The sequence below is a fragment of the Bradyrhizobium sediminis genome (genome assembly GCF_018736085.1).
In the GTDB taxonomy this organism is placed as follows: domain Bacteria; phylum Pseudomonadota; class Alphaproteobacteria; order Rhizobiales; family Xanthobacteraceae; genus Bradyrhizobium; species Bradyrhizobium sediminis.
Window position 1 is genome coordinate 2,794,608 of record NZ_CP076134.1, and the last position, 19,517, is coordinate 2,814,124.

Genomic DNA, 19,517 nt, shown 5'->3' on the forward strand with positions numbered 1-19,517 from the left:
AGATTGGCTACCGGTTTTGCGATCGGAACACGCGCAAACGTAAAGCGGAGGACTGCCATGCTGGGCCGGCTCAATCATGTGGCGATCGCGGTCAAGGACGCCGAGAAAGCCGCCAGGATCTATGGCGCGGCGTTCGGCGCCGAGATCTCCGCGGCGGTGCCGCTGCCCGAGCACGGCGTCATCACCGTGTTCGTGACGCTGCCCAACACCAAGATCGAATTCATCCAGCCGCTCGGTGAGGCTTCGCCGATCGCGAAGTTTCTCGAGCGCAACGCCGACGGCGGCATCCACCATGTCTGCTACGACGTGCCCGACATTGTCGCGGCGCGCGACACCCTGATCAAGGAAGGTGCGCGGGTGCTCGGCGACGGCGTGCCCAAGATCGGCGCTCACGGCAAGCCGGTGCTGTTTCTGCACCCGAAGGATTTTTCCGGCGCGCTGGTCGAAATCGAGCAGGCCTGACCATGGCCTATTCGATCTCAACTGCGCTGGCGATCTACTTCGTACTGTGGTGGGTCACCCTGTTCCTGACGCTGCCGTTCGGCGTGCGCAGCCAGCACGAGGACGGCGAGGGCGCCCCCGGCACCGATCCCGGCGCACCGATCAAGAGCCAGATCGGGCGCAAGCTGATCTGGACCACACTGATCTCGGCAGTCATCTTCGGTATCGGAATGCTGGCGCATCGTGCGGGCTATCTGAATATCGAACGGATGTCGAAGCTGATGGGGTTTCCGTTCTGAGCGCTGGATTTCCGGGAGGCGAGAAGGGAATGACGCTGCAAAGATTGATTGTCGGGGTGTTGGTCCTGCTGATCGCGGGTCTTGCGGGCGCCTTCTACATGAACTGGAAAACCCTCACCCAGCTTCGGACCATGAAAGCCTTCGTCGAGGGCTATGTTTTTGCCGAAGCCGTGGCGGCCTGCGAAAGGGCCCAGAGCACCACCCCGTTCAAATGGAACGATGGCACCAGGACGTCGATCCTCGGCCTGAATTCGGTCAAGCTCGACAAGTACACGGTGATTGCGAGCTACACGCTGGTCGCCGATGGCGTCTATTGCGATTTCGACCCGATCAAGAAGAAGGCCAACATCGGTTCGAATTTCCTCGAGCGGGATTGAGGGCGTCAAGCCTCGATCTGCGCCTGGCTCTCGGCGACCAGGCGACTGATCTCATCAAGCAACTGCCGCCACGCCGCATCGATCTCGGGCGTCCAGTCGTTCCCGAGGATCTCGCGCATGGTGTCGGCGATTGCGCCGAAGAACGATCCGAACAGCTCGCGCGGCGTGCCGTAGGCGTCGTGCGACTGAACCTCGCAGCCGATCAGGCGGAAATGCCCGGTGCGCTCGCCTGCCAGGTCCATCATCGCATCGATGGCCAGCGCCAGCATCGAGCCTTTCACCAGGTCGCCGCCTTCGCGGCGAAACAACGATTCGGCTTCGGGGTGTTTGCGGAACAGGCGGCGATAGACCAGCGGCGTCAGATCCTCGCAACGTTCCGCGGCGAGTTCGAAACTGTGCTGGATTGGATTGGCCGGGTTTGTCATGTCCATTGCGTTGCGATCCCGATGCATGGGCGACGTCCAAGCTTCACGAAAAACAAGCGTCGCGAAAAAAAAGAGCAGGGCGCAAGCCCTGCTCTAAAAATTGTGTCGACCCTATTTCCCCGAAAATTTGGATTTGATCTTGATTGACGGGGCGACGCTGCTTGTGCGCGCCAGGGCTCCTCCCGAGACTTGGACCACCAGACTTAAACCTCTCGGCCAGCCTGAGCCCGCACTCGTAGACTAATTTTTTCGTCTTGTCACCAATTTCAGCAACGAATGTTCAAAATTCGAGCAAACTGCGAAATGATCGGAATTGCGCGATCCCTGGTTGTATCCGACAGTAAGAATCCGCAAGGCGGGTAAGAGAGTAGGCGGGGCATCGATTGTCCCGGAACGCTTCAGCCAGACCGGCACCACGCCGCAAATTCGGCAGGCGAGATGCCGGCGCTGACAATTCCGACCGTGATAATGACGATTCCGACCCCATTCCGCAGCCACACTGAGGTCGCCCGGCGGCGCAGCAGCGGAAGCCCGAGGCCTGCGCCGATCAGAACCGGCAAGGTGCCAAGACCAAAACCGGACATCGCCAACGCCCCGCCGAGCCATGAGCCCGAGAGCATCGCGTAGAACAGGGCAGCGTAGACCATGGCGCAGGGCAGAAAGCCCCACACCGTCCCGCTTACGAAAAGCCCCAACGTCGGCGGCAGTCGTGCCATACCCGCGACGGCGTCCATCGCTTGGCTGACGCGTGAGCCAATCCGGTACAGCACGACGGGGAGCGGCAGGACCTCGAGCATCGAAAGCCCGATCCAACCCAGCGCCGCCGCGGCGGCCCAGCGCAGAACAGCGTGGCTGAATGATTGGTCGAACGCGCCGAATACGCTCGAACCGGCGCCGCCGACGATCGCGCCCGCGATCACGTAGCCGGCGATCCGCCCTGCATTGATCAGCAACGTCGTTGCCAGGAGATCGCGTGCGGGGCGATTGGGATCGAGACCGGCGGCGAAATGCAGGCTGGCTGCAATGCCGGAGCACATGCCGAAGCAGTGCAGGCTCGATGACAGCCCCAGCAGCAGTCCGGCAGCAAACAGCGGTTGGTCGAAGTCGAACATCTGACGGTCCATGGGTCAACCGAACTTGTATCCGACACCGGAACCGCGGGATCATTGCGCTGTATCAAATTGCGGTGGCGATCCCTGTCAATTATCGATCAGGAAGCCGATCGCCTGGTTGGTGCCGATCGCCAGCGAACCGAAGGTGCAGGCGATCGGGATGAGGCCGAGGTCGAGGATGCTGCCTCCGCTCGCTGTGACCAGCGTTCGCATGCTGCCCACGTCCAGGTAATAAACGGCGCACAGGAAGAACGCGCCCAATCCGGCCCCGGTCGCAAATGGAATAACGACATGGGCGGTCAGTAACCTCAGGTTCGTCCGGTTCATCATTTGGCCCCCAGATCGATCAGTCGCCGAAGTTTCACGCGCGCCATCATTTCCGGCTCCTGATAGTTCATCAGGCCGGTGAATTGCCCCTTGCTGTTCATCATGTAGATCGTTGCCGTATGATCCATAGTGTAATCGCCGCCTTCCAGCGGGACCTTTCGCGCGTAGACACGATAACCGGTCATGGCGTCGGATATCCTCTCCTGCGTTCCGGACAAGCCGGTGATGCGCGCGTCGAACGACGAGAGATAGAGCGCGAGTTGCTGCGGCGTATCGCGCTCTGGATCGACGGTGATGAACACAACGTTCAATCGGTCGGCGTCGGGACCGAGCTCCTTGAGCCTCGTCGTTAATTCAAACAGCGTCGTCGGGCACACATCCGGGCAGTGGGTGAACCCGAAGAATATCAGCGTCGGTTTGCCCAGATAGTCGCGCTCGGTGACGGATTTGCCGCGGTGATCGACGAGCGTGAACGGTCCGCCGATTCCGGCCATCGCCGGCAATTCGTCATCCTTGCGTGCGGTGGGCCAGGTCAGGGCAATCGCGAAAACAAGAATCGGAATGGCAAGCGCCGCCCCGATTCCTGCGACCTTCAGATTGTTTGCAGGCATCGCTAAGTAGCCGTGTGTTCGAGTTGAAGCCAAGCCTCGCGGCGGTGGCCGCGGCAGGAGGGATTCGGATGCATTTTGCGCTCCCGCATGGCGGCCATGTCCAGACGGACACAGCGGCGCTGCCGGGTTCAATCAATGGGGAGACGTGGGCCGCCAAGGGCCGCAAAGCGCTTCAGGTCAAGTGTGGAGGTGCGCGAGGTTTGATTGGCAAGAGTTCGGCTGCACCAAGCGGGCCCAGTGCGATGCGCGGCGTTAGCGGAAATGAGCGCCACGATGGATAGTTCGGTGCCGGAACGCCAATTTCGTCACCGGCCGCAGCCAGTCCGGGGACCATGCAAAGGATGCAGCATGCGTCGTGCGGGTGATCGGCCGGCGCATCAGGAGCCTTGTCCCGGGTCGGTGCGGTGCCTAGCGACAGGCAGATGATGGAGAGGCTGTCGAGCGGATTGGCCTTTCCCTGGGCCAGCGGGGCAAGGCTGGACAACAATGCCGAAAGCATCAGCGCACAGGCCGCGACAAGCGCGACATACGCCCTCCAGTGCGGTTGCCGTCGATCTATCATGCCTTAGACATACAGAGCAGGCGTATCGCTGCGATGACGCACTATAGAGGACATGGCTCCGTCCGGCGAGAGCCCATCTCGTTGAAAGTGTATCGCGAAGAGATCTGTTCTGCCTCGAACGCTTCAATCGGAAGTCATTTGTCGAATACCAGCTCGTGCAAAATAGCGGTTGCATGGCAGATGGCTGTCCGGTCTATTCCATGTTTAGGGGAACCGGCATCGGTAAGGGGCTCGATTGAAGACGGGGCGGCACCAGCATCAACTCATCCGGAAGCGGATGAATCAGCCTGCGCGCGAGCGCGCGGACCTTTGGCGCCTGCTCCGGGATGTTGCCGCGGCTGCTCGCGGCATTCCGGGCAGCAGGAATGTTCTCGGCGCCGTCCGTTTTGCCGTCGTCTGGTTCGCAGCGCTCGCGTTGATTTTTCAGACCTCCCTTGCGGCGGTTTCGACGGCGGCAAACGCAAGCCAGACGAATATGCTGGCGCTCTCGGCGATCTGCAGATCTGTTGACCAGCAAGACCCTGCTGATTCCCACGATCGGGTCGCGGCAGGCCATCTCAAATGCATCGCCTGTGTGATCGGGCACAGCTTTGCGCCGCCATCGCTGTCGATGACGCCGCTGCCGGCGCTGGCTGTTGTCGGCGTTTCCCATACGTTGCCGTTCTCCGTGCCGGCCCTGTACACGGCTCCGTACTATTCTCACTCAGCACGCGGACCACCCGCAGCGGCTTAAGCCGCCAAATTCATTCGCCTGGGTGTCGCGCGAGCGGCAGTCCGCGATGGATTGGGCCATCCGTTGTTGTCATGCGGACCATGCCGTTCCTCGGCGGTTCTGCGGACGATTGTCGTGCGAGCAGTGAATCGCTGCTTGCGAATTCAACTCGAGAAATAGTCATGCACTCCATCGCTCAGCCCGGCGCTCGCCGATCCTTGCTCGTGACCAGCGCCCTCTTATCGCCATCCCTGGCGCTCGCGCTCCTGTCTGCGGCGTCGCTAGCGCCCACTACGGCTTACGCCCAGGCCTCCAGCGCCATTCCTCCCGTCGTGGTGGATGCGCCGAAGCCAAGGCCGAAACCGCGGGCCGTGCCGTCCCGTCGCAGTACCCAGAGCGCCCCTGCCGTGAATGCTCCCAACACAGTTCCGCTTCGGAGCCCTGAAGGGCTCGCCGTGCCCGCCAACACCGCAACGATTTCCGGCGAGAGTGCATTTTCGCGCGGCCTCGGCACCAGTGATTCCGCATCGCTGATTGCCGATATTCCCGGCGGAGCGGTTTGGGGCGCAGGCGGCGTATCGAGCCTGCCCGCGATCAACGGGCTCGGCGCCGACCGGATCCAGGTCGCGATCAACAGCATGCTGATCAGTCCGGCCTGTCCCAACGAGATGAATCCGCCGCTGTCGTTCGTCAACCCGGCCATGATCGCCAGGATGCGCGCCTATCTCGGGGTCGCGCCGGTCAGCGTGGGCGGCGACTACATCGGCGGCAAGATCGACGTGACGACAGCGCCGCCGCAATTCGCTACGGGTGGCGGTTGGCAGTCGAGCGTCATGGTGTCCGGATTTTTCCGCAGCATCAGCAACGCCTATGGCGTCGATGCGACAGCCACGCTTGCCAACAAGGATACCAGCGTCACCTATACCGGCGGCTGGGTTCGCGCCGGCGACTACAAGGCGGCCGACGGCACCAAGGTGAAGTCAACGCTGTACGAGACGCAGAACCATGCGTTGAGCATCTCCAAGGAAAGTTTCGGAAACCTGTTTACGGTGCAGGTCGGCGGTCAGTTCATTCCGTATCAGGGCTATGTCAACCAGTACATGGACATGGTCTACAACCGGAGCGCCTTCATCAATGGGCGTTACGAGGGGGTGTTCGACTGGGGCAAAGTCGAAGCCAGCGGCTTCTATCACCAGATTCGCCACACCATGGGCTTCATCGCGCCCGACAAGGTCAGCCAGATGCCGATGGATACCAGGGCGTCCGATGTCGGCTATGCGCTGAAGGCGACCTTCGCGGCGTCGCGGCAGGACTTGGTCCGCGTCGGCAACGAATTTTACCACAACCGTCTCGACGACTGGTGGGATCCCGTTGCCGGTTCAATGATGATGGGACCCAACACCTTCATCAACATCAATGACGGCCGCCGCAGCCGGCTCGGCACCTTCGTGGAGTGGGAGCGGCACTGGGATCGCGAGTGGACGACGCTGGTCGGGCTGCGCAACGACGTGGTCTGGATGAACACCGGCAATGTTCAGGGGTACAACGCGATGATGTATGGCGCCGATGCCGCGGCATTCAACGCGCTCGACCATGCCAGGACGGATATCAATCTCGACGGTTCCGCATTGGTGCGCTACGAGCCCGACCAACTGAGCCAGTTCGAACTGGGCTTCGCCCGCAAGACCCGTTCGCCCAATCTCTATGAGCGCTACGCATGGTCAACCTCGGGCATGGCCATGAACATGATTGGCTGGTTTGGCGACGGCAACGGCTATGTCGGCAATCTCGACCTTAAGCCGGAGAAATCTCACACGGCGAGCTTCACTGCGGCCTGGCATGATCCCGCCCAGAAGGTCTGGGAATTTAAGGTCACGCCATACTACAGCTACGTGCAGGACTATATCGACGTCGATCGCTGCGCGGTCCAGATGATGTCGGCGTGCACCGCGGCGAATCTAACCAAGACCAACGACTTCGTGTTCCTGCGGTTTGCCAACCACGATGCGTGGCTCTATGGCGTCAATCTCGACGGCAAGCTCGCGCTGTGGGACGATCCGCTGTACGGCCGGGGCGTGTTCCGCGGCCAGCTCGGCTATGTCCGCGGCCAGCGCACTGATGGTGTCAACCTCTATCACGTGATGCCGATCAACGCGAAGCTGGCGTTCGACCATACGCTCGGCGGTTGGAACAACGGCGTCGAGCTGCAACTGGTCGGGTCGAAAGATCAGGTGAACCAGGTCCACAATGAATTGACCGCGCCGTCTTATGCGCTGGTCAATCTGCGCTCGGGCTATCAGTGGCAGGCGGTCCGGGTCGATTTCGGTGTCGATAATCTGTTCAACCGCCATTATGTGTTGCCGTTGGGCGGCGCCGATCTCGTCGATTACAGGGTCGTGTCAATGATGGGTTCGTCGCCTGCTTACGGGTACAACGTGCCGGGTCCGGGGCGTTCGTTCAACGGTCGCCTGACAGTGAAGTTTTGAGCCGCGGCTCGCCGACACACCAATATCCCGGCCCGGGAGTGTCCGGACCGGGATATTGAAATGCGGCCCGTCAGCCTGTGCCCGGGGAGTTCCTTTGGTATCGAGATTCAGGTCCGGGCATAAACCAGCGCGCTGCGGCGAAAATCTCGACAAGCGGTGAGGCGAGTGCTACCAGACCCGAGTATTTTGGGGAAAATCATGCGACGGCGGCTGGAAGTAATCATTCCAATCGTGCTGCTCTCGATCCTGGTGCAAGTGATTGCGCCGATCGGGGCTTTTCGCGCGGTCGCTCACGCCGCATCGGATCCCCTCTATATGGCGTCGATCTGTTCGGGGATGGCTTCCACTGCGTACGATGCGCAGACGGCTCCGGCCAGCGCGCAGCATGACCGCGGCGATTGCTGCGCCTTCTGCGCGGGCACTGGCAGCGGCAATGCCCTCGAGCCACCCCCACTGATTTTTGTAAGCCTGCAGCGCCAGTATCAGCGCATGTCGTGGCTGCAGGCCGCAGATCCGATGCCGGCGCTTCGGGTCGGCTCGAACGCGCAGGCCCGCGCTCCACCCACCATTTCCTGACGACAAAACACTCTCGTGATCGGTGTGGCCTCGGCCGCGCCAAATTGTGTCGTTGATCGGGCTGGCCGCTGCGCCAGTGTCAGGAATGTTAGATGTCCAGGGTTCGTAATTTCCCGAGCGTGTTCGCACGCAGCTTGTTGTTTTCATCCGCCGCTGTCGTCATTTCCGCTTCGGCCGGGGCGCAAAGCAACTCCCAAGGTCCGCTGCCGCCAGTGACCGTGGAGGCTCCTCAACAAAAGCGGGCGGCTGCGGTCCGTTCGCCGCAACGCACCGGCGTTCGGACGGCGAGGGCAAGCCGCGCACGCAGTGCTCCGGTTGCGCCGATCGCGAACGATTTGGCGAGGGGGCCCGCGCTGACGGTCCTCACCGTGCAACAGGCGCTGCGCGATATTCAGCAGACCCCGGGCGGCGTTGCCATCGTTCCCGCCGCGGCCTACCGGAGCTCGACCGTCGCCAATACCATCAAGGATGTTCTCGATTACGTTCCCGGCGTGTTTGCGCAGCCGAAATGGGGCGACGACACGAGGCTTTCGATCCGGGGCTCCGGCCTGTCGCGAAACTTCCATCTGCGTGGCGTCCAGCTCTACATCGACGGGATTCCGATCAACACCGCCGACGGTTACGGCGATTTCCAGGAAATCGATCCCACCGCCTACAAATATGTTGCGGTCTACAAGGGCGCCAATGCGCTGCAATTCGGCGCCAATTCGCTCGGCGGCGCCATCAACTTCGTCACACCGACCGGACGCGATCCCTTTCCCAACGGCGTATCGGCTGATCTCGGAGGGTTTGGATTCCGCCGCTTACAAGCCAATGCGGGCGGCACGAATGGCCCATGGGATGGCTTCATTACCGCGTCCACCCAGGCGGCAGAGGGATTCAGGAATCACAGCAGCGGGCATGCCACGCGGGTCAGCGGCAATGTCGGCTATCAATTTTCACCGGATGTCGAGACCCGGTTTTATCTGAACGCGAACGACGTTCGGCAGCGCATCCCGGGCTCCGTCACCAAGTCTATCGCTCTTTCCTCGCCGGAGACGGCGGCGGTCGGGAACGTCATTAATGACTGGCAGCGCAACCTCGACACCGTCCGCGTCGCCAACAAGACCACCATCCGCTTCGAGAATACGATCCTCGATCTTGGCGCGTTCGCGGTCGACCGGCATCTGATGCATCCGATCTTCCAGTGGCTCGATTATCGCTACAAGGACTATGGCGGCTTCGCAAAGGTCACCGATGATCGGATCATCGGCGGCTTCCGCAACCGGTTCGTGGCCGGGGTCAACATTCTCAACGGCACCAACGACGCCCGGCAATTCGTCAACACTGGCGGGTTGAAGGGGACGCCGACATCCTCGTTGGTGCAAAAGCCGGAAAACTATTCAGCCTATGCGGAAAACTCGTTCTATTTCGTCCCGAATGTCGCGTTCGTGGCTGGCACGCAATATCTCTTTGCGGTCCGCGACCAGCGCGTCAACTTCTCGACCAACGGCGACGTCAACGGACGCAGCACCTTCAGCCTGTGGAGCCCCAAGGTCGGACTGCTATGGGACGTCGATCCCACCTGGCAGGTCTTCGGCAATATCTCGCGCAGCGCCGAGGTGCCGAGTTTCGGCGAGAGCGTCAGCCCGAATTTCCTCAATCCGAACTACCCAACCATTCCATTCTTTCTGATCCGACCGCAAATCGCGACGACCTACGAGATCGGCACGCGCGGCAAAAGCCCCGACTTCACCTGGGAATTGGCCGCCTATCGCGCCAACATCCGCGACGAGCTGCAGTGCCAATACAGCTCGTTCGGCAATTGCAACGTCACCAATCTCGACCGCACCATTCATCAGGGCATCGAGGCGGGTGTCGGCGCCGCGGTGTTCAGGAACATCTTCGTCACGGGGAATGCGCCGGACAAGATCTGGCTAAACCTCGCCTACACGTTCAACGACTTCCGTTTCGATAACGACCCCACCTTCGGAAACAATCAGCTGCCGGGCGCCCCGCGTCACTATCTGCGGGCCGAGATGCTCTACAAACATCCGAACGGATTCTATATCGGCCCCAATCTCGAATGGGTGCCCGAGTCCTATTTCGTCGACAGCGCCAACACGCTGAAGACCGAACCCTATGCGATCTGGGGATTCAAGGCGGGCGTGGACAATGGCGGAACCTATTCGATGTATGTCGAAGCCAGGAACATCGGCAACAAGGCCTACATTGCCTCCGCCAGCATCATCGACCGGGCCAATCCGGCATCGCCACTGTTCGAGCCGGGTAACGGTCGTGCCGTGTATGCCGGCGTCAAGGCGCGCTGGTAAAGTGGACCGCAGGCCCGGCGGGCGGAGATCGGGCATGGAATCGTTGACAATCGTCGTCACAAGGGAAACCCGATCATTCTCAAATTCTGAGGCGACGTCACCCCATCTGGCGACCTACTCGTTCACGGAAGAAAAGGAAGAGACACATGAAACAAATCGTACGTACCCTCGCTTATGCCGTTGCCTTCGCAGCTCTGCTGGCCGCGCCCGCGGGCGCCGAGGAGGTCAAGGCCGGTGACCTCGTGATCACGCAGGCCTGGAGCCGCGCCACGCCGGGCGGCGCCAAGGTGGCGGGTGGGTACCTCACCATCGAGAACAAGGGCTCGGCCGCAGATCGTCTGATCGGCGGCGCAGTGGATGTTGCCGCCAGGGTCGAGGTCCACGAGATGTCCATGAAGGACGGCGTCATGATCATGCGCCAACTCGACAAGGGTCTCGCCATCGAGCCCGGCAAGACGGTCAAGCTTGCGCCGGGCGGCTATCACCTGATGCTGATGGATCTCAAGAGCCCGCTCAAGCAGGGCGACAAGCTGCCGGTCACGCTGGAGTTCGAGAAGGCGGGCAAGGTGAAACTTTCGCTGGATGTGCTGGGTGTGGGCGCGCAAGCTCCCGCGGGCGCGGGCCATTCCGGCGGTCATGACATGAAGGGTATGCCCGATCATTCCGGCATGAAGAAGTGAGGCTGACGATGTCGAGGACTATCTTTCTCGCGGCCATTGCCGCGCTCGCTGCGTGGCCGGCCGGCGCACATGTCTCACTGGAAAACAAGCAGGCGACGATCGGTGCGTCCTACAAGGCGGTGTTCGCTGTGCCGCATGGCTGCGCCGGTTCGGCCACCGTCAAGATCCGCGTTCAAATTCCCGAAGGCGTGATTGCGGTGAAACCGATGCCGAAGGCCGGCTGGAGCGTTGAGGCGATCAGCGGAAAATACGCCACCGAGTACGACTACCACGGCAAGAAATTCTCGGAAGGCGTCAAGGAAGTGGTGTGGAGCGGCGGCAAGCTGGCCGACGGCAATTACGATGAATTCGTCGTCAGCACCTATCTGACCGGCAGGCTCAAGCCCAACAGCATGCTGTATTTTCCGGTGGTGCAGGAATGCGAGCAGGGCGTGAGCCGCTGGATCGATATCCCGGCGGAAGGCCGTGCCGGCCATGGCCATGACGGCAAGTCGCCGGCGCCAGGGGTCAAGCTGGTGCCCAAACCGTAGAGTTTCGCGATGCGTCTCATCGCCGGCCTCGCCACGTTGTTGTTGGTTCTCGGGTTGGCAAACGGCGCCTCGGCGCACGCCGTGCTGGTGTCGATGGAGCCCGGCGACGGCAGCGTCCTCTCGCAGGCGCCGAAGTCGGTTCAGTTGCGCTTCAACGAAGCGGTGACGCCGGCGGTTGTCAGCCTGATCGATGCCGAGGGCAGGGCGCGCGACGATGCGACGGTGAGCGGGGTTGGCGAAACCATCGTTATCGCGCTGCCCGACCAGCTGCCGCGCGGCACCCAGGTCGTCAGCTATCGCGTGATCTCGGAAGACGGCCACCCGGTCGCGGGATCTCTGGTGTTTTCGATCGGCGCCCCGACGGGATCGGCGGCGAACCCGGCAAGGGCCGGCCCGTTGAACGGCCTGATCTGGCTGGCGCGGATCGGCGTCTATCTCGGGCTGTTCGCGGGCGTCGGCGGGGCGTTCTTCGCCTGCTGGATCGGGTGCGTGCGGATTGGTGCGAGGCTGACCGCCGCCGCCCTGACGTTGGGGCTTGTCAGCGCGGCGGCATCGCTCGGGGGGCAGGGGCTCGATCTGCTGGGTCTCCCGCTCGGCGGCATCCTGACGGCGGCGCCGTGGAAAGCCGCGGCGCTGACGAGCTTGTTTCCGTCCTTGCTGATATCAGCGGTGGCGATGATCGCTGCCATCGCTGCCCTGCGAACCGAGGTCACGGGCACCGCCGCCATGCTGTCGGCGTTGGCGTTGGCCGGCGTCGGCCTGTCGCTGGCGTCCAGCGGTCATGCCGCCAGCGCATCCCCGGAATGGCTGACCCGGCCTTCGATGTTTCTGCATGGCGCAGGCGTTGCCTTTTGGGTCGGCGCGCTCGCACCGCTGGCGGCGATGGCGTGGCAACGGACCGAGGGGCTGCTTTTCGTATTGCAACGTTTCTCGCGCGCGGCGGTGCCGGTGGTGGGCCTGCTGGTGCTGACCGGACTCACTCTCGTGGTCGTTCAGCTGCAGAGTCTTCGCGACCTGATCGAGACGAAATATGGAATGATCCTCTCGATCAAAATCGCGCTCGTGCTTTTGCTGCTGGGCCTCGCGGCGCTGAACCGCTATCGTCTGACACCTCGGCTGGCCCGCGATCCCGCCAACACGCGCCCGCTGCTGCGGTCGATTCTGGCCGAATGCATCATCGTCGTGGGGATCCTGGCGGTCGTCGCCGGCTGGCGCTTCACGCCGCCGCCACGCGCGCTCGCTGCCGCCGCCGTCACCCCGCTCGCGGTCCACATCCACACCGATACGGCGATGTTCCAGGTTCGGGTTTCGCCGGGCAAAGTGGGCACCAACGGTTTTATCCTGCAGCTGATGAACGGCGACGGCAGCCCGTTGCCTGCCAGGGAGGCGACCCTGGCGCTGAGCCTGCCCGAGCGCGGCATCGAGCCGCTGGAGCGCAAGGCGCTGCTGGGCGCCGACGGTTACTGGCACGTCCGCGATGTGCCGATCCCGCTGGCCGGCCGCTGGCATTTCCGTATCGACGTCCTGGTCACGGATTTCGAGAGGATCACGCTCGAGGACGAATTCGACGTGCCGGCGCCCTGATCGGGATGTCCCCGGCGGGCTTTACCTGGGCCCCGTTTGCGCCTTAATCGCAGGCTCAATGTCGGGCGTTAAAGATGGCGGGTAATCTGCTGTTTTAGCGGCTTTTTCCGGCCCCGCCCTTGTGTTTTTGCAGCCGATCCGGTTTCACTGGCACTCTCCCGTGTCCGACCGATTCTTCTGGTGCCCCATGCGATTGTCGCGGTTCTTTCTGCCCATCCTCAAAGAAAATCCGAAGGAGGCCGAGATCGTGTCGCATCGTTTGATGCTGCGCGCGGGCATGATGCGGCAGGAGGCGGCGGGCATTTATGCCTGGCTGCCGCTGGGCTTGCGGGTCCTGAAGAAGATCGAGCAGATCGTCCGCGAGGAACAGAACCGCGCCGGCGCCCTCGAGCTCCTGATGCCGACGCTGCAGCTCGCCGACCTCTGGCGCGAAAGCGGCCGCTATGACGCCTATGGTCCGGAAATGCTCCGCATCACCGACCGGCACAAGCGCGAGCTCTTGTACGGGCCGACCAACGAGGAAATGATCACCGAGATCTTTCGTTCCTACGTGAAGTCCTACAAGAGCCTGCCGCTCAATCTCTATCATATTCAATGGAAATTCCGCGACGAGCAGCGCCCGCGTTTCGGCGTGATGCGCGGCCGCGAGTTCCTGATGAAGGATGCCTATTCCTTCGATATCGACGAGGCCGCGGCGCGGCGTTCCTACAACCGGATGTTCGTCGCCTATTTGCGCACCTTCGCGCGGATGGGACTGAAGGCGATCCCGATGCGCGCCGAGACCGGCCCGATCGGCGGCGATCTCAGCCACGAATTCATCGTGCTGGCGGAGACCGGGGAGTCCGCGGTCTATTGCGACAGCGACGTGCTCAACCTGCCGGTGCCCGGCGAGGAGGTCGACTACGAGGCCGATCTCAGTCCGATCATCAAGCAATGGACCTCGGTCTACGCCGCAACCGAGGACGTTCACGACGCCGCGCGCTTCGATCGCGAAGTGCCCGCGGACAAAAAGGTGCACACCCGCGGCATCGAGGTCGGCCAGATCTTCTATTTCGGCACCAAATACTCCGACTCGATGAAGGCGCTGGTCGCCGGCGCCGACGGCGCCGAGGTGGCGATCCATGGCGGCTCCTACGGCGTCGGCGTATCGCGGCTGGTCGGCGCCATCATCGAGGCCTGCCACGACGATGCCGGCATCAAATGGCCGGAGGCGGTGGCGCCGTTCAAGGCGGCGATCCTGAATCTGAAGCAGGGCGCCGACGACACCGATGCGGCGTGCGAAAAGCTTTACCGCGAACTCGACGCCAAAGGCGTCGAGGTGCTGTACGACGATACCGACCAGCGTGCCGGCGCGAAATTCGCCGCCGCCGACCTGATCGGCGTTCCCTGGCAGATTCTGGTCGGCCCGAAGGGGCTCGCCGAAGGCAAACTCGAACTCAAGCGGCGCAGCGACGGGTCGCGCGAGAATCTGACGCCGGCGGAAGTGGTGGCGAAGCTCGCCTCGTGACGAATTATCCACCGCAGGCGCCGGAATATCAGACGCTACGGCCACAATTAGCCCGAATCGTGTGAAAATCGAACTATGGATGATGCCATGAGCGAGCCAGTTCGAACCCCACCTTTCGCGCCGTTCGAATGGCTGTTGTCCGGGCGCTATCTGCGCGCCCGTCGCAAGGAAGGCTTCATCTCCGTCATCGCCGGCTTCTCGTTCCTCGGCATCATGCTCGGCGTCGCCACGCTGATCATCGTGATGGCCGTCATGAACGGCTTCCGCAAGGAATTGCTGGACAAGATCCTCGGCCTCAACGGCCATCTGCTGGTACAGCCGCTGGAATCGCCCTTGACCGACTGGAAGGACGTCGCCGAGCGCATCAACCAGGTCTCGGGCATTCGTCTCGCAGCCCCCGTCGTCGACGGCCAGGCGCTGGCATCCTCGCCGTTCAACGCATCGGGCGTCTTCGTCCGCGGCATTCGCGCCGACGATCTCAACAACCTCACCTCGATCGCCAAGAATATCAAACAGGGTACGCTCGAAGGTTTCGACGAGGGGCAGGGCGTCGCGATCGGGCGCCGGCTCGCCGATCAATTGTCGCTGCACGCCGGCGACAGCATCACGCTGGTGGCGCCGAAGGGCGCGGTGACCCCGATGGGCACGACGCCGCGCATCAAGCCCTACAAGATCGCCGCGGTGTTCGAGATCGGCATGTCGGAATATGACGGCACCTTCGTGTTCATGCCGCTGCCGGAGGCGCAGGCCTATTTCAACCGCAAGGATGACGTCACCGCGATCGAGGTGTTCACCACCAATCCCGACCGGATCGACGTCTTCCGCAAGAGCGTGACCGAAGCGGCGGGACGGCCGGTGTTCCTGGTCGACTGGCGGCAGCGCAACTCGACCTTCTTCAATGCGCTGCAGGTCGAACGCAACGTGATGTTCCTGATCCTGACCATGATCGTGCTGGTCGCCGCCTTGAACATCGTCTCGGGCCTGATCATGCTGGTGAAGGACAAGGGCAGCGACATCGCGATCCTGCGCACCATGGGCGCCTCGCAGGGCTCGATCATGCGGGTGTTCCTGATCACCGGGGCTGCGATCGGCGTGGTCGGCACGCTGACCGGATTCTTCGTCGGTCTCCTGATCTGCCTCAATATCGAATCGATCCGGCAATTCCTGTCCTGGCTCACCAATACCGAGCTGTTTTCGCCGGAGCTTTACTTCCTGTCCAAGCTGCCGGCCGAGGTCGATTTCGGCGAGACTACCGCTGTCGTGATCATGGCGCTGACGCTGTCGTTCCTCGCCACGCTCTATCCGTCGTGGCGTGCCGCGCGCCTCGACCCCGTCGATGCGCTCCGGTACGAGTGAGGGCGAGATGGAGCAGGAGGCAGAAGATGTACCGGTCGTTTATCTCCACGAGATAAAGCGCCAGTACACCCAAGGCACCGAGACCTTGACCATTCTCAACGGCGCCAAGCTTGCGCTGTGGGCGGGGCAGTCGGTCGCGCTGGTGGCGCCGTCGGGCGCCGGCAAATCGACGCTGTTGCATATCGCGGGCCTCCTGGAGACCCCCGACGACGGCGAGGTTTATATCGGCGGCGCGCCGACCTCGCAATTGTCGGACATCGAGCGAACCCTGATCCGCCGCACCGACATCGGCTTCGTCTATCAGTCGCACCGGCTGCTGCCGGAGTTCTCCGCGCTCGAAAACGTCATGCTGCCGCAGATGATCCGCGGCCTGAAGCGCGCCGAGACCGTCAAGCGCGCCACCGAAATCCTCGCTTATCTCGGCCTCGGCGAGCGCATCAAGCACCGGCCGGCGGAATTGTCGGGCGGCGAGCAGCAGCGGGTGGCGATCGCGCGCGCGGTCGCCAATGCGCCGCGCGTGCTGTTCGCCGATGAGCCGACCGGCAACCTCGATCCCCATACCGCCGACCACGTGTTCGGAGCGATGATGCAGCTCGTCAAGGCGACGCGCGTCGCGATGCTGATCGTGACCCACAATATGGAGCTGGCCAGCCGCATGGACCGCCGCGTGTCGCTCGAAGAGGGCCAGGTCGTCGAGCTCGACTAGCCTGAGGGCTGGGCACGGCGTCCCCCCGGCGGTGCAGGGCGGCCTTGACAAAAAACGCGAAAACGACCCCATGCACAGTAAGGTGGACCCCCGCTCGCAGCACTCGTGCTGCGCTGCGTCAGGGGCACTGGCTCAATCGGAACCGGCTCCGGGCCGGGTCGCCGTCATCCTGCAATAACGGCTTGAACCGCTCCCCTCCAGGCAGGCATAGATAGGGCATGCAGAATTCCATCGGACCATCATCGCCGCGGTCGTGATCAGCGTGGCGCTCTTCGTCCTGTTCCGGTGGGAACTGGTCGCCGCGGGCGCCGGCATGGCCACCAACGGCGTTTACCGGCTGGATCGCTGGACCGGGGCGATCGTCGCCTGCGGTCAGCGCGCCAACCCGCCGGTCACGCTGGACTGCGAGCCGAAATAGCCCGCGGGAGGCGGCAGAACCGCCGAGGCGGTCCAGGGCCGGTGCCGGATCAATCTCGGAATTAACCACGGGGCTCACTTCCCAAACTGCCCCACTATCTCCCCTTGACTGGGAATTATATACTTGACACCACAAGGCCCGACATATAGTAAATGGGCATCGAAACCGGATCGAACGCCATGCCCGCCGCAAAGAAGCCTTCAGTGTCCAAGTTCAGCGCTCCCCATTTCCAGACCGTCGAAGCCGCCAGAGAGTATCTGGAAGCCCTTCGCTGGGGCGCTGAGCGCGTTTGCCCGCATTGCGGCACCGTGTACGCCTCGTTCGCCACCAAGAAGCCCGGCGTGTACCGCTGCCAGTCCAAGGGCTGCCGTAAGGATTTCAGCGTCACCACCAAGAGTGTCATGGAGTCGAGCCATATCAAGCTGAACGTATGGCTTCAGGCGTTCTTCCTGATGGCGTCCAGCAAGAAGGGCATGAGCAGCCATCAGCTTCATCGGGCGCTCGGCATTACATACAAATCGGCTTGGTTCCTGACCCATCGTATTCGCGAAGCAATGCGCGCTGGCGGCTTGCTGGCCCCGATGGGATCAGGCGGCGCCCAGGTCGAAGCTGACGAAACCTATTTCGGTCATCTCGACGGACAGCCCAAGAAGGGCCGTCGCGGAACGTCCAACATGAACACCATCGTTACTTTGGTCGAGCGCGGCGGCTCTGCCCGCAGCTTCCACGTTGACGGAAACCGCATTGCGGATATCGCCCCGATCTTGCGCGCCAACCTAAGCCGCGAAGCCAAGCTGATGACTGACGAACACGGGTCCTACAAAGAGGTAGGCCGCGAGTTCGCGAGCCATGACACCGTGAACCACAGCCGGGACGAATACGTTCGCGGCGATGCCTACACCAACACCGTCGAAGGCTACTATTCGATCTTCAAGCGCGGCATGAAGGGCGTCTATCAGCATTGCGCTGAGAAGCACCTGCACCGCTACCTGTCAGAGTTTGACTTCCGTTACTCGAGCCGCGTTGCGCTCGGCGTCAACGATGGGGAACGTGCGGATCTTGCCATCAAGGGTGCAGCTGGCAAGCGTCTCACGTATCGTCAAGCTAACTGAGCCTGACTTTAAGCGGCTGTGCCGGCGCTTCCTGCGTTGGCGAGCCCGGCTGAAGAAGCCAAAACCTCGATTCGTCAAATACTGGCGGACGCGCTAAAGTTGTCCTCAGACTATGGGGAGGGCTTATGAGCACGGTTGGGAACCATCTGGCCAAGGCCGCAGAGGACGCCGCTAATAGTGCGCAAGAACGCATAGCGAGCTTTGATCGGCAACTTGCTGATATCGAGAAAAAGAAGGCTGATATAGAGGCGAACCGCGCGGCGTTGCGCGGTTCGCTTCAGCGCCTTGCAAATTTTCCGGTCAAGAGCGGGGCTAATTATCTTTGCCCCCTCTGTTGGGTCGATGAGGGGAAAATGTCCCCTCTCGCGCCTGTCGCAAGCGACAACCGAGATGATATTTTCCGTTGCAGGATGTGCCATTATGAAGCCGTGATTCCGGGTTGACTCATAAAAAAACCCGGCTCACTTGCCGGGTTTGTTCGTCGATTTCTTCGCCGCTTTCTTCGCCTTGGGTTTTTCCTTCAGCGGCTTGTGAGGCGTGTTCATTGCGCCTTTGAGCGCGGCCTCAAAGCGGGCCGTCGCCTCTTTCGCACTATAGTTTTCATCCGGCTTTTTCATCGGGGATACCAGAATGAGAAAATTGCCACATGCAGCCATCCCGGCCGCCATGTTTCCCATTATCACCGACCTGCCTCCCTCCGTCTATGAGGGGATTGGCAAAGTTGTTTCGGCTCACGCGTTTCTTGAAACGCAGGTCACGGAGTTACTGTTTGAGCTTTCAAAAATCGACTACCCGATAGGTAGGGTCACACTGAAGTACCAAGCAGCCAGCGAGCGATTCAAAACCGTGAAGAAACTTTTGGTACTGCACGGCTTCAGCCCACCAGAGCTAAACTTGAACGAGCTTTTCAAACAAATCGAAACATGCTGCCGAGTGCGAGACGAGCTATCCCATGGGGTTTGGGTGCAAACCCCACAGGGTAAATTGGCGCTTCGCTTGACCAAGGGCGATTACGAAACTGAGGACGGCATAGCCGACCGATCATTTATCCCGCAAGCCAATGAAATCCCAGATACCCACTATGACCAGGCTCGGAATATCATCCTGCTTACGGCCAACGCTGTTGCCCGCCTGAAGGCGGAATCTACCGCCTTTCTGAAAGGGCAGCACGCAGCAGCCGAATAACCGTTTGTTCGGTCGAATAGTCCTCTGGATCGTAACCCATGAACACTTCAACCCCAGCCTGAATCATGGCCGGGGTGATTTCGATATCGGGCGCGCCAGCTTCCCCGTTACCGGGGCCGCTCGCCTTAACTATATCGTGGGGCTGTGGTGTCAAGTATATAATCCCCCCTTGACTTCGAGAACAAAAAAGGAACAATGT

22 protein-coding genes are annotated in these 19,517 nt (G+C 61.8%); 17 read left to right on the forward strand and 5 right to left on the reverse strand.

All coding sequences use genetic code 11. From position 1 onward, the window contains the following. The first annotated feature begins 57 nt into the window (after nt 1–57). From mce to KMZ29_RS13565, 3 genes are read left to right on the forward strand one after another with little or no spacing between them, the layout of a single operon-like run. Nucleotides 58–462 (forward strand): methylmalonyl-CoA epimerase, encoded by a 405-nt coding sequence (gene mce / locus KMZ29_RS13555; RefSeq protein WP_215619759.1) that lies wholly within the window; start codon nt 58–60, stop codon nt 460–462. A gap of 2 nt (nt 463–464) precedes the next feature. Next, complete coding sequence (locus KMZ29_RS13560; RefSeq protein WP_215606491.1) at nt 465–740, forward strand: DUF1467 family protein; 276 nt, start codon at nt 465–467, stop codon at nt 738–740. Nucleotides 741–769: 29 nt separating this feature from the next. Next, on the forward strand, nt 770–1,117 hold the full coding sequence (locus KMZ29_RS13565) for a hypothetical protein (RefSeq protein WP_215619760.1): 348 nt from the start codon (nt 770–772) through the stop codon (nt 1,115–1,117). Nucleotides 1,118–1,122: 5 nt separating this feature from the next. On the opposite strand, the gene KMZ29_RS13570 is transcribed toward KMZ29_RS13565, so the two are convergent. The 4 genes from KMZ29_RS13570 to KMZ29_RS13585 all read right to left on the reverse strand — a co-directional run bounded on the left by KMZ29_RS13570 (nt 1,123) and on the right by KMZ29_RS13585 (nt 3,625). After that, nucleotides 1,123–1,548 carry a globin gene (locus tag KMZ29_RS13570; RefSeq protein WP_369810015.1) on the reverse strand — a complete coding sequence of 142 codons (426 nt, stop codon included), beginning with the start codon at nt 1,546–1,548 and terminating at the stop codon, nt 1,123–1,125. Nucleotides 1,549–1,940: 392 nt separating this feature from the next. After that, the gene (locus tag KMZ29_RS13575; protein WP_215619761.1) at nt 1,941–2,654 is read right to left on the reverse strand and encodes a sulfite exporter TauE/SafE family protein; all 714 of its coding nucleotides are present in this window, start codon (nt 2,652–2,654) and stop codon (nt 1,941–1,943) included. A gap of 87 nt (nt 2,655–2,741) precedes the next feature. Further along, complete coding sequence (locus KMZ29_RS13580; RefSeq protein WP_215619762.1) at nt 2,742–2,981, reverse strand: hypothetical protein; 240 nt, start codon at nt 2,979–2,981, stop codon at nt 2,742–2,744. Further along, nucleotides 2,981–3,625, reverse strand: a complete 645-nt coding sequence (locus KMZ29_RS13585; protein WP_249779685.1) for an SCO family protein — start codon at nt 3,623–3,625, stop codon at nt 2,981–2,983. Before KMZ29_RS13585 ends, KMZ29_RS13580 begins: the two co-directional genes overlap by 1 nt. Nucleotides 3,626–4,431: 806 nt before the next feature. Between KMZ29_RS13585 and KMZ29_RS13590 the strand changes: the two genes are divergently transcribed. The 13 genes from KMZ29_RS13590 (at nt 4,432) to KMZ29_RS13650 (ending at nt 18,576) form a co-directional block, all read left to right on the forward strand. After that, nucleotides 4,432–4,887 carry a DUF2946 family protein gene (locus tag KMZ29_RS13590; RefSeq protein WP_215619763.1) on the forward strand — a complete coding sequence of 152 codons (456 nt, stop codon included), beginning with the start codon at nt 4,432–4,434 and terminating at the stop codon, nt 4,885–4,887. 161 nt (nt 4,888–5,048) lie between these two features. Then, on the forward strand, nt 5,049–7,352 hold the full coding sequence (locus KMZ29_RS13595) for a TonB-dependent receptor (RefSeq protein WP_215619764.1): 2,304 nt from the start codon (nt 5,049–5,051) through the stop codon (nt 7,350–7,352). 165 nt (nt 7,353–7,517) lie between these two features. Next, entirely contained in the window at nt 7,518–7,928 is a 411-nt protein-coding gene (locus KMZ29_RS13600; protein WP_249779686.1) for a DUF2946 domain-containing protein, read from the forward strand. Nucleotides 7,929–8,020: 92 nt separating this feature from the next. Continuing rightward, entirely contained in the window at nt 8,021–10,240 is a 2,220-nt protein-coding gene (locus tag KMZ29_RS13605; RefSeq protein WP_215619765.1) for a TonB-dependent receptor family protein, read from the forward strand. Between the two features lie 146 nt (nt 10,241–10,386). Beyond that, nucleotides 10,387–10,920: a copper chaperone PCu(A)C gene (locus tag KMZ29_RS13610; RefSeq protein ID WP_215619766.1), complete on the forward strand. Its 534-nt coding sequence runs from the start codon at nt 10,387–10,389 to the stop codon at nt 10,918–10,920. Nucleotides 10,921–10,928: 8 nt separating this feature from the next. After that, nucleotides 10,929–11,450 carry a YcnI family protein gene (locus tag KMZ29_RS13615; protein ID WP_215619767.1) on the forward strand — a complete coding sequence of 174 codons (522 nt, stop codon included), beginning with the start codon at nt 10,929–10,931 and terminating at the stop codon, nt 11,448–11,450. A 9-nt stretch (nt 11,451–11,459) separates the two neighbouring features. Then, complete coding sequence (locus KMZ29_RS13620) at nt 11,460–13,034, forward strand: copper resistance CopC/CopD family protein (RefSeq protein WP_215619768.1); 1,575 nt, start codon at nt 11,460–11,462, stop codon at nt 13,032–13,034. A gap of 187 nt (nt 13,035–13,221) precedes the next feature. Further along, nucleotides 13,222–14,541 (forward strand): proline--tRNA ligase, encoded by a 1,320-nt coding sequence (gene proS, locus KMZ29_RS13625; protein WP_215624259.1) that lies wholly within the window; start codon nt 13,222–13,224, stop codon nt 14,539–14,541. Nucleotides 14,542–14,616: 75 nt separating this feature from the next. Then, nucleotides 14,617–15,897 carry a lipoprotein-releasing ABC transporter permease subunit gene (locus KMZ29_RS13630; RefSeq protein WP_215601777.1) on the forward strand — a complete coding sequence of 427 codons (1,281 nt, stop codon included), beginning with the start codon at nt 14,617–14,619 and terminating at the stop codon, nt 15,895–15,897. Between the two features lie 7 nt (nt 15,898–15,904). Then, nucleotides 15,905–16,603, forward strand: a complete 699-nt coding sequence (locus KMZ29_RS13635) for an ABC transporter ATP-binding protein (protein ID WP_215619769.1) — start codon at nt 15,905–15,907, stop codon at nt 16,601–16,603. Nucleotides 16,604–16,865: 262 nt separating this feature from the next. Then, nucleotides 16,866–17,021: a hypothetical protein gene (locus KMZ29_RS13640; RefSeq protein ID WP_215619770.1), complete on the forward strand. Its 156-nt coding sequence runs from the start codon at nt 16,866–16,868 to the stop codon at nt 17,019–17,021. Nucleotides 17,022–17,224: 203 nt separating this feature from the next. Then, a complete protein-coding gene (locus KMZ29_RS13645; RefSeq protein WP_215624260.1) occupies nt 17,225–18,133 on the forward strand; it encodes an IS1595 family transposase in 909 nt (302 codons plus the stop codon). Nucleotides 18,134–18,258: 125 nt separating this feature from the next. After that, nucleotides 18,259–18,576 carry a hypothetical protein gene (locus KMZ29_RS13650; protein WP_215619771.1) on the forward strand — a complete coding sequence of 106 codons (318 nt, stop codon included), beginning with the start codon at nt 18,259–18,261 and terminating at the stop codon, nt 18,574–18,576. 18 nt (nt 18,577–18,594) lie between these two features. On the opposite strand, the gene KMZ29_RS13655 is transcribed toward KMZ29_RS13650, so the two are convergent. Then, on the reverse strand, nt 18,595–18,750 hold the full coding sequence (locus tag KMZ29_RS13655) for a hypothetical protein (protein ID WP_215619772.1): 156 nt from the start codon (nt 18,748–18,750) through the stop codon (nt 18,595–18,597). A 13-nt stretch (nt 18,751–18,763) separates the two neighbouring features. On the opposite strand from KMZ29_RS13655, the gene KMZ29_RS13660 reads away from it, so the two are divergent. After that, nucleotides 18,764–19,318, forward strand: a complete 555-nt coding sequence (locus tag KMZ29_RS13660; RefSeq protein WP_215619773.1) for a hypothetical protein — start codon at nt 18,764–18,766, stop codon at nt 19,316–19,318. The last annotated feature ends 199 nt before the right edge of the window (nt 19,319–19,517 follow it).